Origin of the sequence: Microbacterium sp. PM5 (assembly GCF_003293595.1) — a bacterium.
Classification (GTDB): Bacteria; Actinomycetota; Actinomycetes; order Actinomycetales; family Microbacteriaceae; genus Microbacterium.
In genome coordinates this window covers 2933992-2948120 of record NZ_CP022162.1, presented here as the reverse complement: position 1 = coordinate 2948120, position 14129 = coordinate 2933992, and the positions used below count along the sequence as shown (strand labels likewise).

12 protein-coding genes and 1 tRNA gene are annotated in these 14129 nt (G+C 70.1%); 3 read left to right on the top strand and 10 right to left on the bottom strand.

Going from position 1 to position 14129, the window contains the following annotated elements:
- Nucleotides 1-11 precede the first annotated feature (11 nt).
- From rho to CEP17_RS13890, 8 genes are all read right to left on the bottom strand, one after another.
- Entirely contained in the window at nucleotides 12-2057 is a 2046-nt protein-coding gene (rho, locus tag CEP17_RS13925; RefSeq protein WP_204359836.1) for a transcription termination factor Rho, read from the bottom strand.
- A gap of 166 nt (nucleotides 2058-2223) precedes the next feature.
- On the bottom strand, nucleotides 2224-3168 hold the full coding sequence (gene thrB / locus CEP17_RS13920) for a homoserine kinase (RefSeq protein WP_036317966.1): 945 nt from the start codon (nucleotides 3166-3168) through the stop codon (nucleotides 2224-2226).
- The gene (thrC, locus tag CEP17_RS13915) at nucleotides 3165-4235 is read right to left on the bottom strand and encodes a threonine synthase (protein WP_112932985.1); all 1071 of its coding nucleotides are present in this window, start codon (nucleotides 4233-4235) and stop codon (nucleotides 3165-3167) included. Before thrC ends, thrB begins: the two co-directional genes overlap by 4 nt.
- A gap of 37 nt (nucleotides 4236-4272) precedes the next feature.
- Nucleotides 4273-5628: a homoserine dehydrogenase gene (locus CEP17_RS13910; protein WP_112932661.1), complete on the bottom strand. Its 1356-nt coding sequence runs from the start codon at nucleotides 5626-5628 to the stop codon at nucleotides 4273-4275.
- Nucleotides 5625-7073: a diaminopimelate decarboxylase gene (lysA, locus tag CEP17_RS13905; protein ID WP_036319894.1), complete on the bottom strand. Its 1449-nt coding sequence runs from the start codon at nucleotides 7071-7073 to the stop codon at nucleotides 5625-5627. The genes CEP17_RS13910 and lysA overlap by 4 nt, the downstream gene beginning before the upstream one ends.
- Before the next feature lie 183 nt (nucleotides 7074-7256).
- On the bottom strand, nucleotides 7257-8096 hold the full coding sequence (locus CEP17_RS13900; RefSeq protein WP_036319897.1) for a DUF2993 domain-containing protein: 840 nt from the start codon (nucleotides 8094-8096) through the stop codon (nucleotides 7257-7259).
- A gap of 1 nt (nucleotide 8097) precedes the next feature.
- Nucleotides 8098-9765, bottom strand: a complete 1668-nt coding sequence (locus tag CEP17_RS13895; protein WP_036319900.1) for an arginine--tRNA ligase — start codon at nucleotides 9763-9765, stop codon at nucleotides 8098-8100.
- Between the two features lie 345 nt (nucleotides 9766-10110).
- Nucleotides 10111-10956 (bottom strand): transglutaminase family protein, encoded by an 846-nt coding sequence (locus tag CEP17_RS13890; protein WP_039414698.1) that lies wholly within the window; start codon nucleotides 10954-10956, stop codon nucleotides 10111-10113.
- Nucleotides 10957-11114: 158 nt separating this feature from the next.
- On the opposite strand from CEP17_RS13890, the gene CEP17_RS13885 reads away from it, so the two are divergent.
- Nucleotides 11115-11187, top strand: a tRNA-Arg gene (locus tag CEP17_RS13885).
- Between the two features lie 39 nt (nucleotides 11188-11226).
- Entirely contained in the window at nucleotides 11227-11709 is a 483-nt protein-coding gene (locus tag CEP17_RS13880; RefSeq protein WP_112932660.1) for a hypothetical protein, read from the top strand.
- A gap of 4 nt (nucleotides 11710-11713) precedes the next feature.
- On the opposite strand, the gene CEP17_RS13875 is transcribed toward CEP17_RS13880, so the two are convergent.
- Together CEP17_RS13875 and CEP17_RS13870 are read right to left on the bottom strand one after the other, a co-directional pair.
- Entirely contained in the window at nucleotides 11714-12466 is a 753-nt protein-coding gene (locus CEP17_RS13875; RefSeq protein WP_112932659.1) for an SDR family oxidoreductase, read from the bottom strand.
- A 108-nt stretch (nucleotides 12467-12574) separates the two neighbouring features.
- Nucleotides 12575-13840 (bottom strand): LCP family protein, encoded by a 1266-nt coding sequence (locus CEP17_RS13870; protein ID WP_239498541.1) that lies wholly within the window; start codon nucleotides 13838-13840, stop codon nucleotides 12575-12577.
- Nucleotides 13841-13967: 127 nt separating this feature from the next.
- Here CEP17_RS13870 and CEP17_RS15195 point away from each other — a divergent pair, with 127 nt between their 5' ends.
- Complete coding sequence (locus tag CEP17_RS15195) at nucleotides 13968-14129, top strand: hypothetical protein (RefSeq protein WP_204359835.1); 162 nt, start codon at nucleotides 13968-13970, stop codon at nucleotides 14127-14129.

Below are 14129 nucleotides of genomic sequence, written 5' to 3'. Positions count from 1 at the left end.
GGCGAGCCCGCTCAGCGGATGCTGTTCTCGTGCCCGTGGCTGTGGCCGCCGCCGGCCGTGGACACCGACTTCATCTGCACGTTCTGCATCTGGTAGAGGAACTCGACGTTGGAGCTCGTCTCCTTGAGCTTGCCGAGCACCACCTCGAGGGCCTGCTGCGGGTCGAGGCCGGCGAGGGCGCGACGCAGCTTCCAGGTGATCTTGACCTCGTCCGGGTTCAGCAGCATCTCTTCGCGGCGGGTCGAGGATGCGTTGACGTCGACGGCCGGGAAGATCCGCTTGTCGGCCAGCTGGCGCGACAGGCGCAGCTCGCTGTTGCCGGTGCCCTTGAACTCCTCGAAGATGACCTCGTCCATCTTGGAGCCGGTCTCCACGAGCGCGGTGGCGAGAATGGTCAGCGACCCGCCGTTCTCGATGTTGCGGGCCGCGCCGAAGAACCGCTTGGGCGGGTAGAGCGCCGACGCGTCCACGCCGCCGCTGAGCACGCGACCGCTGGTGGGCGCGGAGATGTTGTACGCGCGCCCCAGTCGCGTGATCGAGTCGAGCAGCACGACGACGTCGCGACCGAGCTCGACGAGTCGCTTCGCGCGCTCGATGGCCAGCTCAGCGACCGTGGTGTGATCTTCGGCGGGACGGTCGAAGGTCGAGGCGATGACTTCGCCCTTGACCGTCCGCTGCATGTCGGTGACCTCTTCGGGACGCTCGTCCACGAGCACGACCATGAGGTGGACCTCGGGGTTGTTCGTCGCGATCGCGTTCGCGATCTGCTGCAGCACGATCGTCTTGCCGGCCTTGGGGGGCGCGACGATCAGGCCGCGCTGGCCCTTGCCGATGGGGGCGACCAGGTCGATGATGCGCTGCGTGAGCTTCTCGGGCGCCGTCTCCAGGCGCAGGCGCTCCTGCGGGTACAGCGGCGTGAGCTTGCCGAACTCGACACGCTCGGCGGCGTCGTCGACCGACAGCCCGTTGATGGCGTCGACCTTCACGAGCGCGTTGTACTTCTGGCGGCTGGACTGCTCGCCTTCGCGCGGCTGCTTGATGGCGCCGACGACGGCGTCGCCCTTGCGCAGGTTGTACTTCTTGACCTGGCCGAGCGAGACGTAGACGTCGCTCGCACCCGGCAGGTAGCCGGTCGTGCGCACGAAGGCGTAATTGTCGAGGACGTCGAGGATGCCGGCGATCGGGATGAGGACGTCGTCCTCGCCGATCTCGGTCTCGAACTCGTCGCCGTTCTGCGCCGGGCCCCGACGCTTGTTGCGCTGGCGACCGCGGCCCGGGGACTGCTCGTCGTCGCTGTCGGCGCTCTCGTCGGAGGCGGCGGCGGGCGACGCATTGCCCTGAGCGTTCTGCGCGCCCTGGGCGTTCTCACCGCGCTGCCCACGGTTGCGGCTGCGGCTGCGGCTGCGCGAGCGGCTGCGGCTGGGGGTTTCGGTCTCCGACGCGCCCTCCGCGGTGGCCGTCGCGTCGGCGGCTGCACCCTCGGTTTCGGCCGTCTCGGCGGTGTCTGCGGTCTCCGCCACGGCGGCGCCCGTGTCGCTCTCGGCGCTCTCGGGCGCGGTCTCGGCGGCGGGAGCCTCGTCGGCGGTCGTCGGCGTCGCGGCGACGGGTTCTGCGGTCGAGCCCTCGGTCACGTCGGCAGCAGCCTCGTCCGCGGCCGGCTCGGCCGGCGGGACATCGGTGCTCTTCGCGCGGCGCGGCGCACGCTTGCGGGGAGCCTTCGCGGGCTTCTCCTCGGCGACAGCCGGTGCCTCCGCAGCGACGGGCTCGGCCTCAGCGGCGGTGGGCTCGGCGGTGGGCTCGACCTCCGCGGCAGCCGGCTCGACCGCCGCAGGCTCCGCCGCGGCCTCAGGCTCCGCCGCGGCCTCGGGCTCCGCCGCGGCGGGTGCCTCGGCATCCGAAGGCACCTCCACGTCGGGCGCCTCGGTCTGGACGGCCTCGGCAGCCGACTCCTCTGCGGCAGCGGTGGTCTCGTCGGCGGTGGTCTCCTCGGCGCCGGCGGACTGCGCGCCCTCGACGTTCTCGGTGTTCTCAGTCTGGATCTCGGAGAGGGACTCCACGAGTTCTCCTTCGTAGGCATGTGGACGGATACCGTCCGCATCGCGCCGTCCACGACAGGCGCTACCGCTCTCGTGCGCGCATGCACGTCTTAGCTCAGACGCGCGATGGTGCAACGTGAGGGTTATGCGGTGGTTCGCAGAATTGCGACGGAGGCCAGATTCACGGTCACGCCGTGGCACCCTCCGTATGGTTCCTCACTGTACCACCCTTGACGTCGACGGCGAGCATGCGCGGCTCCCACGGGGTGTCCGTCACGGATGCCGCGACCTCCGCCGCCTCCAGACGCTGACCCGGGCCGTCCGCGAGCACGAGCACGCTGGGCCCTGCGCCGGAGACGACGGCGGCGAAGCCGCGTGCCCGCAGCGCGCGGACGAGCTGATCGGTCGCCGGCATCGCCTGCGCGCGGTACGACTGGTGCAGCTTGTCCTCGGTGGCGGCCATCAGCAGCTCCGGGCTCTGCGTGAGGGCTGCGATCAGCAGCGCAGAGCGAGAGACGTTGAACACGGCATCCTCACGAGGCACCTGAAGAGGTGCGAGACCTCGGGCGACGGCGGTCGACATCGTGAAATCGGGAACGAACACGAGCGGCGAGACGCCGCGGTGCACGAGGAGCTTCTTGTGTTGCGGACCGTTCTCGTCCATCCACGCGATCGTCAGTCCGCCGAACAGCGCGGGAGCGACGTTGTCGGGATGTCCTTCGAGCTCGGTCGCGAGGCGCAGCAGCGCATCGGGGCCGATCTCGACCTCGCCGGCGAGCAGGCCCTTCGCCGCGAGCAGACCCGCGACGACGGCGGCACCCGACGATCCCATGCCCCGCCCGTGTGGAATCGTGTTGTGCGCCTCCAGACGGATGCCGGGCATCTCGCGCCCGACCGCCTCGAAGGCGTAGGCCATCGAGCGCACGACCAGGTGCGAAGCATCGGTCGGGACATCGGCCGCCCCCTCGCCCGACACGAGAATCTCCAGTCCACGCTCCGGCAGAGCGGTGACGGTGAGTTCGTCATACGAGCTCAGAGCGAGGCCCAGAGTGTCGAACCCGGGACCGAGGTTGGCACTCGTGGCGGGTACACGGACCGCGACGGAGCGTTCCACGGAAGCGAGGGTGGTCATGCCAGGTCGAGGACGGACGCGACCTCACTGGTGGTCGCATCGACCACCGTGGGCTCGACCTCGGTGCCATCGGCGTTGCGCAGGGCCCACTGGGGGTCCTTCAGACCGTGTCCGGTGACCGTGATGACGACCGTGGCGCCCGCGGGGATGACGCCCGCGGCGGCACGGTCGAGCAGGCCCGCAACACCGATGGCCGACGCCGGCTCCACGAAGACGCCGGCCGTGCTGGCGAGCAGCTTCTGGGCCGCGAGGATGCGCGCGTCGTCGATCGCGCCGAACCAGCCCTGCGTCGCGTCGCGGGCTTCGAGGGCGAGTTCCCACGACGCCGGGTTGCCGATACGGATGGCCGAGGCGATCGTCTCGGGGTTGCGGACGACCTCGCCGCGCACGAGCGGCGCCGAACCGTCTGCCTGGAAGCCGAACATCCGCGGCACCTTGGTCGCGACGCCGCGTGCGGCCTCTTCGCGGTATCCGCGCGAGTACGCCGTGTAGTTGCCGGCGTTGCCCACCGGGATGAGGTGGAAGTCGGGCGCGTCGCCGAGCTGAGAGACGACCTCGTAGGCGGCCGTCTTCTGCCCCTCGATGCGGTCGGGGTTGACCGAGTTGACGAGGTGGACGGGGTAGTTGTCCGCCAGCTCTCGCGCGATCTCCAGGCAGTCGTCGAAGTTGCCGCGCACCTGGATCAGCCGGCCGCCGTGGACGACCGCCTGGCTGAGCTTGCCCATCGCGATCTTGCCCTCCGGCACGAGCACCGCTGCCGTGATGCCCGCGTGCGCCGCGTAGGCGGCAGCGGATGCCGAGGTGTTGCCGGTCGACGCGCAGATGACGGCCTTCGCGCCGTGCTCGACGGCGCGAGAGAGGGCCACCGTCATGCCGCGGTCTTTGAAGGAGCCCGTCGGGTTCATGCCCTCGAACTTGATGAAGACGTTCGCGCCGGTCTGCTGCGACAGCGCCGCCGCCGGAATGAGCGGTGTACCGCCCTCGCCGAGCGTCACGACCGTCGAGGTCTCGGCGACTCCGAGTCGATCGGCGTACTCACGCAGGACTCCCTGCCAGACGTGTGCCATCTCCATGTCTCCTTCTTGCGGTGCCGCGACCGCGAGTTCAGTTGCCTTCGACGCGCAGAACCGACACGACCCGGTCGACCACGCCGCTGGCGGCGAGACGGTCGACGGTGTCGCTGAGGTCCTGCTCGCGTGCCGTATGGGTGCCGATGACCAGACGCGCGATGCCCGCGACGTCCTGTTCGACCGGAACGAGGTTGTGCTGCGGGTCGATCGGTTCGATGGTCTGCTCGATCGTCGCGATCGAGACCCGCCCCTCGCTGAGGATGCCGGCGACGGTGGCGAGGACGCCAGGCTCGTCGGAGACCTCGAGGGTGATCTGGTAGCGCGTCGTCACGCGGCCGATCGGCACGACCGGAAGGTTCGCGCGCGTGGACTCACCGACGCCCACACCGCCGGCGATGTGGCGTCGGGCGGCCGAGACGACGTCGCCAAGAACAGCGGAAGCGGTCTGGACGCCACCGGCGCCCGCACCGTAGAACATGAGGTTTCCCGCGGCCTCGGCCTGCACGAACACCGCATTGTTGGCGCCGTGGACGCTCGCCAGCGGATGCTCGCGCGGAATCAGCGCGGGGTACACCCGCACCGAGATGGCTTCGCCGGTGGGCGAGTTCGCCTCGGCATCCGTGATCCGCTCGCACACCGCGAGCAGCTTGATGACGTACCCGGCGTGGCGGGCCGCTTCCATCGTCTGACGGTCGATGGCGGTGATGCCCTCGCGGTGCACCGCCTCCAAGGGAACGGCCGTGTGGAACGCGAGCGACGCGAGGATGGCGGCCTTCTGAGCCGCGTCGAAGCCTTCGACATCGGCCGTCGGATCGGCTTCGGCGTAGCCCAGCCGCTGCGCGTCGGCGAGGACGTCTGCGAACTCGCTGCCCTCGGTGTCCATGCGGTCGAGGATGTAGTTCGTCGTGCCGTTGACGATGCCCATGATGCGCTGCACGCGGTCGCCGGCCAGCGAATCGCGCAGCGGGCGGATGATCGGGATGGCGCCGGCGGCGGCGGCCTCGTAATAGACGGAGGCGCCCACCTGGTCGGCAGCGTCGAAGATCTCGGGGCCGTGTGTGGCCAGCAGCGCCTTGTTCGCGGTGACGACATCGGCGCCCGACGACAGCGCGAGCAGAATGTCGGTGCGCGCGGGCTCGATGCCGCCCATCAGCTCGATGACGATGTCGGCGCCGACGATCAGCTGTTCCGAATCGGTGGTGAACAGCTCGCGCGGCAGATCGGCGTCGCGCGGAGCGTCGGGGTTGCGTACGGCGATCCCCACGAGCTCGAGAGCCGCCCCGGCACGGTCGGAGAGCTCGTCGGCGTGCTTGCGCAGGAGGTCGGCCACCTGGGATCCGACGGCTCCGGCTCCGAGCAGGGCCACGCGCAGTCGACGGTAGTCGGTCATTCCTTCTCCTCGGCCGGGGACGTGTCGGCGGATGCGGGGGTCGCGACCCCCAGATCGCGCGCCAGCAGGTCATCGATGCTCTCGCCGCGGACGATCACGCGGGCGGTGCCGCCCCGCACGGCGACGACCGGCGGACGGGGCACGTAGTTGTAGTTGCTCGACAGCGAGAAGCAGTATGCGCCGGTCGCGGGCACGGCGAGGAGATCGCCGGGTGTGATGTCGCCGGGGAGGTACTCCGCGTCGACGACGATGTCGCCGGACTCGCAGTGACGGCCCACGACGCGCGACAGGGCGGGCGCGGCATCCGACGTGCGCGAGGCGAGGCGCGCCGAGTACTGCGCGCCGTATAGCGCCGGTCGGGCGTTGTCGCTCATGCCGCCGTCGACGCTCACGTAGAGACGGGTCACCTCGTCGCTGGCGCGGACGGGCTTGACCGTGCCGACTTCGTAGAGCGTGACACCGGCGCGTCCGACGATGGTGCGGCCCGGCTCGAACGCGAGGTTCGGCAGCGCGATGCCGCGCACCTCGCACTCGCGCGCGACGGCCTCGACGATGCCGTCGGCGAGGTCGGCGATGGGCGTGGGTTGGTCGACGGAGGTGTACGCGATGCCGAAACCGCCGCCCAGGTTGAGCAGCGGGATCTCACCGCCGGCGAGAAGCTGCGCGTGGAGGTCGACCACACGCGCAGCGGACTCCTCGAATCCGCGGGTGCCGAAGATCTGGGAGCCGATGTGGCAGTGCAAGCCGACGAAGCGCAGGCCCGGTAGTTCGCGGATGCGGGCGACGACAGCGGGCGCGTCGGACAGAGCGAAGCCGAACTTCTGGTCTTCATGCGCGGTCGCCAGGAAATCGTGCGTCTCCGCGTGCACGCCGCTGTTAACGCGGACGAGCACCGCCTGGGGAGCGGCATCGTCCGCGAGGCGCCGCTCGACGATGGCGGCAAGTCGTTCGAGCTCGATCCGCGAGTCGATCACGATCGAGCCGATGCCGATCTCCACGGCGCGTTCGAGTTCGGCGACCGACTTGTTGTTGCCGTGCAGGCCGAGGCGGGAGGGGTCAGCACCCGCGGCGAGCGCGACAGCGAGCTCTCCTCCGGTGGCCACATCGACCGCGAGGCCCTCTTCGGTCACCCAGCGCACGACGTCGGTCGACAGGAACGCCTTGCCGGCATAGTAGACGCGTGCCTGCACGCCGCGACGGGCCGCGGCCGCGGTGAAGGCGTCACGCACCTCGCGCGCGCGTGAGCGGACACTGTCCTCGTCGAGGACGTACAAAGGAGTGCCGAACCGCGCGCGCAGGTCCCGAACGCCGACGCCGGCGATCTCGAGCTGGCCGTCGTCGTCACGCGCGGCCGAGGACGGCCACACCAGCGGGGCGAGCGCGTTGGCGTCGGCCGGTTCGGCGAGCCACGCGGGCACGAGCGGGCGGTCGGAGGCGGCGGACACGTGCGGAACCAATCGTGTGGGGTCGGGCTGCCGTCGGTGACGTCACGCCCGGCAGTCCTAGAAGTCTAGGGCACCGCCGCATACCGGCCCGCGTATGTGACGCCCTCCCGTCGGTGCCCGCGCGCCCCGGTCGGTGAGCGAGCGCAGCGCGTCGAGACGCTCCGCGCCGCCGTCACCGCCCGCTCAGCTACACGTTCCCTTCTGCTGCAGGGCGGCATCGACGGTGATCCGCGGGTCCACGGCGATGTCGGCGACCACCTGCGCGCCGTCCACGCGCACGGCGGTGAGCGTGAGCCCGGCCGGCAGGTACTGCCTCACGCACACGTTCCAGTCGCGCACCACGGTGCGCGCCAGCGCTCCGAACTGGTCGATCAGCACATCGGCGGACACCTCGGCTCCCGAGACACGGATGGTGCGAGGGGTGAGAACGAGATCGCCGCCTGATGCCGACGGCGTGAGGCTCACGCCGACGGGCACCGAGAGGGAGAACGCCTTCAGCTCCGTCGACATGACGATGTCGGGCGCCTCCACCGTCACGGCATCCGCGGGAAACCCGTCGACGGTGCCCAGCAGGGCACGAACCTGATCCTGGTCGAGGCGGACGGTCGCGGCGGCACTCGTCAGCGGCGCGTCCCCGCGGATCGGCACCCCGGCCGCGTGGACCTCGACGTCGCCGGTCAGCGCTCCGAGGCTCACATCGGCGGCCGAGACCGTGACGTCGTCGAGACGTCCGCCGATCAGCTGCGGGATCACCGCGCCGCGCACATCCACGTCGACGTGCTGGTCGGCGGGGATGTCCAGGCGCGAGACGATCTGATCGCGGATCGTCCGCTCGACGATGCCGCGGGCGATGTACTCCCCCGCGAACCACGCGCCCGTCGCGAGCACCGCGACGGCGATCACGGCGATCAGCCAGGGCCAGCGGCGGCTTCGCCGTCGCGGGGCGGATGCCGCGGCATCCGTCGACAGCACCCACCGCGCCGACGGGTCCGGAAGCGGCTGCGTGGGGTGCTGGTCGTTCACGTCACATCCGCTCCGGCGCGCTCACTCCGAGCATGTCCAAGCCGTTGCGCAGCACCTGGCCGGTGGCGTCGTTGAGCCACAGGCGGGTGCGGTGCAGGTCGGTGACCGGCTCGTCGCCCAGCGGCGTGACGCGGCAGTTGTCGTACCAGCGGTGGTAGAGGCTCGCGAGCTCTTCGAGATAGCGGGCGACGCGGTGCGGCTCGCGGACCTCGGCGGCATAGGCCACGATGCGCGGGAACTCCTGCAGTGCTCCGAGCAGCGCCGACTCGCTCTCGTGGTCGAGCAGCTCGGGCGCGAAGACACTGCGATCGACGCCGGAGTCGGCGGCGTTGCGAGCGACGTTGTGCGTCCGGGCGTGTGCGTACTGCACATAGAAGACCGGGTTGTCGTTCGTGCGCTTCGTGAGGATCTCAGGGTCGAGGGTCAGTGGCGAATCGGCGGGATAGCGCGCCAGCGAGTACCGCAGCGCGTCGGTGCCGAGCCAGTCGCGGAGGTCGTCCAGCTCGATGATGTTGCCGGCGCGCTTGGACAGGCGGGCACCGTTGACCGACACGAGCTGGCCGATGAGCACCTCGATGTCCTTGTCGGGGTCGTCGCCGGCGGCACCGGCGAGCGCCTTGAGCCGGTGGACATAGCCGTGGTGGTCGGCGCCGAGCAGGTAGATCTTGTGCGCAAAGCCGCGGTCGCTCTTGTTGAGGTAGTACGCGGCGTCGGAGGCGAAGTACGTGTACTCGCCGTTGGAACGACGAATCACGCGGTCCTTGTCGTCGCCGAAGTCGGTCGTGCGCACCCAGATGGCGTCGTCCTGCTCGAACACGTGGCCCTGCGCGCGGAGGCGGTCGACGGCCTCGTCGACGAGGCTGGGCTCGCCGTTCGGGCCGTGGGCGTGCAGCGCGCGCTCGCTGAAGAAGACGTCGAAGTGCACGTTGAACTTCTCGAGCGACGCCTGCAGATCTGCAAGCTGCAGGGCGTAGGCACGGTCACGCGCCTGCACCAGCTGCTCGTCGTCGGACAGATCGAGAATTCCGGGCAGCTCGGCGCGCACGCGGCTCGCGAGATCGCCGATGTACGAGCCCGGATAGCCGTCCTCGGGTGTCGGTTCACCCTTGATCGCGGCGAGCACCGACCGCCCGAAGCGGTCCATCTGCGCGCCCGCATCGTTGATGTAGAACTCGCGGACGAGCGTCGCGCCGCTGGCCAGCAGCACGCGGGCGATCGCGTCGCCGAGGGCTGCCCACCGGGTGTGCCCGATGTGCATGGGCCCGGTGGGGTTGGCGCTGACGAACTCGAGGTTGATGCTCTGTCCGCGCTGGCTGTCGTTGGTGCCGTAGGCCGCGCCGGCGTCGACGATGGTCTTCGCCAGGGCGCCGGCGGCTCCCGCCTCGAGGCGGATGTTGATGAACCCCGGCCCGGCGACCTCGACACTGGCGACGCCGTCGGTCGCGGCGAGCGCGTCGGCGATCTCCTGCGCGAACTCGCGCGGGTTGGCACCGACGGCCTTTCCGAGCTTCAAAGCGGCGTTGGACGCCCAGTCGCCGTGATCACGGTTGCGCGGACGCTCCAGCGGGAAGTCGGCCGCGGTCAGCCCGGCGCTCGCGCCGGGTCGTCGCGCCTCGGCGAGCGGGGCGATGGCGGCGAGGAGGGCGGCGGCGAGGGCATCGGGATTCATAGCCCGTCAAGTCTACGGGCGCCCGCTGTCCGCAGCCTGCGCGCGTCCCTCGGCATCCGCGCCGGCGCGCGGGCCTGTGGGATCCCCGATGGCGTGCATAACTCCGTCTGAGGCCGGCGCAGGGAGCCCAACCCCGCGGTCCGCGCGGATTCAGGCGGAGTTGTGCACGCCGGCCCGGCGGCGGCCGGTGCGGCCACGGCACGACCGCCCCGCTCCGCCCCCGCACGCCCGCGGACCGGGGCGCGTGCACAACTCCATCTGAGAAGGGCGCGAGGCGCCCACCCGTGCGGCCGGGGCCGATTCAGGCGGAGTTGCGCACGCCGGCCCGGCGGCACCCGGTGCGGATCAGACGAGCTGGACGAGCTCGGCGAAGTCGTCGAGGGCGGGATCGGATGCCGCGGCGGCGGCATCCTGCGCCTCGGCGTCGGCCGCGTCGTCGGGCAGGACGCACGCGTCGACGCGCATGCGCTGCAGGCCCACGTAGCCGCCGTGGTAGCTGAGGAATGCGCAGTCGGCGGCGTCGCGACCGGTGGCGATGCGCACGAGCGAGCGACGGTTGGCGAGGCGGGTCGCGTCGATGACGTACCAGCTGCCGTCGAGGTAGGCCTCGGCGACGGCGTGGAAGTCCATGGGGCGAAGGCCGGGAGCGAAGCACGCGGCGTAGCGGGCGGGCATGTCCATGGCCCGCAGCAGCGCGATCACGACATGCGCGTAGTCGCGGCAGACGCCTTGACCGGTCATGAGTGTGGTGACGGCGGAGTCGGTGCCCTGGCTCAGACCCGGCGTGTAGGTCGTGCTGGAGGCGACGAACTCGCTGACCGCGGTGATCAGCTCGAGCCCCTGCAGGCCGCGGAACTGGCGGCGCGCCTGCGAGAACACCTCGTCCGACTGGCAATAGCGACTGGGACGCAGGTAGGTGATGGCTTCGAGGTCACTCGTGGCGCGCTGAGCGACCTGTCCGTCGATCAGCGCTTCGTAGCGCACGTCGAGGCGTCCGGCCTCGCCGAGCAGACGGTGCAGCCGGCTGCCGGACTGGTCGATGATCTCCGTGGGCGTGTACACGCGATCACCCTGCGTGAACGTCAGTTCCTCCCGCAGAACGGGCGCCGGCTGGGCCGCGGCGATCTGGAAGATGAGGTCGACGGAAGCCCCGAGATCGAGGTCCAGTTCGGCGGTCACGAGGCGTTGCACCGGAGTATCCTCGCACGCCGCGACGGCGTCCGCGTACACCGGTGTCGACACCCTCCAGAGGGATGCCGAGGCACGCCGGCGCCGGCCGTCGATCACCCCCGATCCAGGCCGACCGGCGGCGTAGCGGACGCCCCGTCGGTGATACCCTCGATCGGTACGCCTCCGTAGCTCAGGGGATAGAGCGTTGGTTTCCGGTACCAAAGGTCGCAGGTTCGATTCCTGTCGGGGGCACTCCACATATCCGAGGTCACCTGGCGTACGATCTCGCCCATGGTGACCGCGCGCACGCGCATCATCGTCGTCTTCACGGTGGTCGCGACCGCCAGCATCGTTATCGGTGTGGTGGCGGCGACAGTCGGCGTTCCCGAAAGCTACGGCTACACCCCGGCCCACGCGCTCACGCTTGTGACGGGAAGAACGGTGGCGGCGACGGTGGTGTGGGTCATCTTTGCGATGGGTGTGCTCGCCGCCGCGGTCGTGCGAGCGCGAGTCATCATCCGCACGAAGCCGTGGATCCGCATGACGTTGCTGCGTGGGTCGGTGTGGATCTGGGCGGCGATCGCGACGTCGTGGTTCATCGTTCTGGTCGCCTGGGATCTGCCCTTCTCCGAGCTGGGCGCAGAAGAGCCCCACCGCTACGGGTCGTGGACGCTGCAGCTCGCCCTCACATGGTGGCTTGCTTCGCTCGCGTGTGCGATCGCGGGAATCGTCTGGTCGACGGCCCTCGCCCTGCGACCGCGCGCATCGTTTTGAACCCTCAGATCGTCGACCAGCCGCCGTCGCTCGGCAGGATCACGCCGTTGATGTTGGCGGACTGATCACTCAGCAGCCACACGATCGCCGAGGCGAGTTGCTCGGCGGTCGCGACGGGGGTCATCAGCGCCTGCATGATCGGTCCGATCCGGCCGGCCGCGTACTCGCTCCTCATCGGCGCTTCGATGTTGGTCGCGACGGCGCCCGGGGCCACGGCGTTGGCGCGGATGCCCTGCGGTCCGTAGAAGAAGGCCACGCTCTTCGTGAACCCGGCCAGCGCATGCTTCGACGACGTGTACGCGACGCCCGACGCCGATGCGCGCAGTGACGCCTCCGACGCGACGTTGACGATCGCGCCTCCGCCACGGGCGATCATCCCGGGAAGCACGGCACGGGCCAGCCGCATCGGCGCCGTCAGGTTCACGCGGAACACCCGATCCCACGTCTCGTCGTCGACCTCGGCCGGCGGGAGGAACGCGTCCATGATCCCGGCGACGTTCGCGAGACCCTCCACGGTCGAACCGGTGGCATCCATGATCTGCTGGATCGTCGCCGCCTCGGCGATGTCGCCGGCCACCGTCACCATTCGCTCGTCCGACGCCTCGGCACGCAGTGCGTCGAGACGTTCGGCGGAGACGTCGGCGCCGATCACGCGAGCGCCCTCACGATGCAAGCGCAACGCGGTCGCCCGACCGATGCCCGATCCCGCCCCCGTCACGATGATCGTCTGCCCCGTGAATCCCGACGCCTGTTCCATGGCTGCTCCTTCGCATGCAACGGCAGCGGCCGGATCGTCGCTGTCATCTCGACGGTACGCCGATCAGGACGGCACCGGGAGGGCGTGCGGCTATGGATCTGCCCCGCGTCAGTTCACGCAGGGCACCGCACCCGAGACCATCGGCTGCTGCGAGTTGGTGTAGCTCTGCGGGGTCGGCGACCCCGAGGGCGACGGCGATGACCCGTCGGCCCCGTCGGAGGGAGAGCTCGGCGCGTCGCTCGCGGCGTCGGTGGGCGCGTCGGTCGGCGCGGCGGTCGGCGACGGCGGGTTGAGCAGGTCGCGCACGATGCCCGCGATCTTGTCCTGGTCGACGATGTTGACGCTCTCTCCGTCGATCGTGCCGAACCGCTCGACCGGCAGCGTCTGGAAGGTGATGTCCCCGCCCGCGAGGCGCTGCGCGGTGCTCGCAAGGCTCAGCAGGTCGAAGCCCTGATCGATCGCGACGTACTGCTTCGCCGTGTCGATGAGCGAGCGCATCGCGCCGAAGTCGGTGAAGGTCTGGGCGCTCTTCAGCTTGACGGCGAGGGAGATCATGAACGCCTGCTGCCGGCGCGTGCGGTCGAGGTCGGTGAGATCGACGTTCTCGTACTGCGTGTCGCGACGCTGCCGCACGAACGCCATCGCCTGCGCGGCATCGATCTGTTGCATCCCCGCGGCGAAGTTCGCACCCGAGAACGTGTCGGCCGTCGCCTGGTTCAGGCACACCGTGATCGGCTGCACCGCCTGTGCGACGCGATAGAACGCGGCCATCGTCACTTCGACGAAGTGGTCGATGCGCACGCCGCCGAGAAACGACGAGACGGTCTGGATCTGCGCCTGCCGCGCGGCGTCGCGGGCTCGCTGATACGCCGTCGCATCGTCGGTGCCGTTGCCGGTCAGCTCGTCGTACGTGGCCTGGAACGTGCGGCCGTAGTCCTCCTTGATCTTGCCCTTCGTGACTCCGTCGGGCGCGTTCGCGTAGTCGACGTAGTCGTCCCTCGGGATCGAGATTCCGACCGCCTTGCCGCCGTTGGCGGGGATGTGGATGAACATCAGCACGTTCGTGTTGTAGCCGCCGACGCTCTCATCCTCCGCGTGGATCGCGTCGTAGATCTCCTGCGGGAAGGGCTTGCCGTCCTGATCGACGCGACTGTCCAGTCCCATCACCAGGATGTTGACCTCTCCCGTGTTCTGCGCGACGCCGGGGCTGGCCGACGGCATCGCGATGTCGGAGCGGTGGATGCCGTTGAGGTCGGAAGCCACGACGGCCACCACCGCGATGACGGCGGCGGCGAGCACGGCGAGAACTCCCACGGTCACCCGGCGGCGCCGGATCTGCACGCGGCGTGAGACGGGACGAGACGTTCGAGACACCGACAGATCGTGTCAGAGGCAACCTATCGCCCCGGTGTGAGAGGCCTGGGAGGATCATCCTCCCGAAGGATGCCGATGCATCCGCGGCACGATGTGGAGCCCACCCCGCGGTTCGTAGCGTCGAGACATGACCACCTCGACCCTCACCCGTTCCTCGTCCACCGCCGGCGCCGCGGTCCTCTCGGTGCTGGGCAGCATGCTCGCCATCGCCGTCATCGCGATCGGTCTGCTCGTCGTCCCTCTCGCCGCAGCGCTCGTGTTCGGCCCCGCACTGCTGGAACGGCTGTGA

What these genes read in the sequence shown, in the direction of transcription:
- CEP17_RS15195 (WP_204359835.1), top strand. Translation starts at nt 13,968, where the DNA reads ATGACCACCTCGACCCTCACCCGTTCCTCGTCCACCGCCGGCGCCGCG.
- CEP17_RS13910 (WP_112932661.1), bottom strand. Translation starts at nt 5,628, where the DNA reads ATGACCGACTACCGTCGACTGCGCGTGGCCCTGCTCGGAGCCGGAGCC.
- thrB (WP_036317966.1), bottom strand. Translation starts at nt 3,168, where the DNA reads ATGACCACCCTCGCTTCCGTGGAACGCTCCGTCGCGGTCCGTGTACCC.
- CEP17_RS13880 (WP_112932660.1), top strand. Translation starts at nt 11,227, where the DNA reads ATGGTGACCGCGCGCACGCGCATCATCGTCGTCTTCACGGTGGTCGCG.
- thrC (WP_112932985.1), bottom strand. Translation starts at nt 4,235, where the DNA reads ATGGCACACGTCTGGCAGGGAGTCCTGCGTGAGTACGCCGATCGACTC.
- CEP17_RS13875 (WP_112932659.1), bottom strand. Translation starts at nt 12,466, where the DNA reads ATGGAACAGGCGTCGGGATTCACGGGGCAGACGATCATCGTGACGGGG.
- CEP17_RS13895 (WP_036319900.1), bottom strand. Translation starts at nt 9,765, where the DNA reads ATGAATCCCGATGCCCTCGCCGCCGCCCTCCTCGCCGCCATCGCCCCG.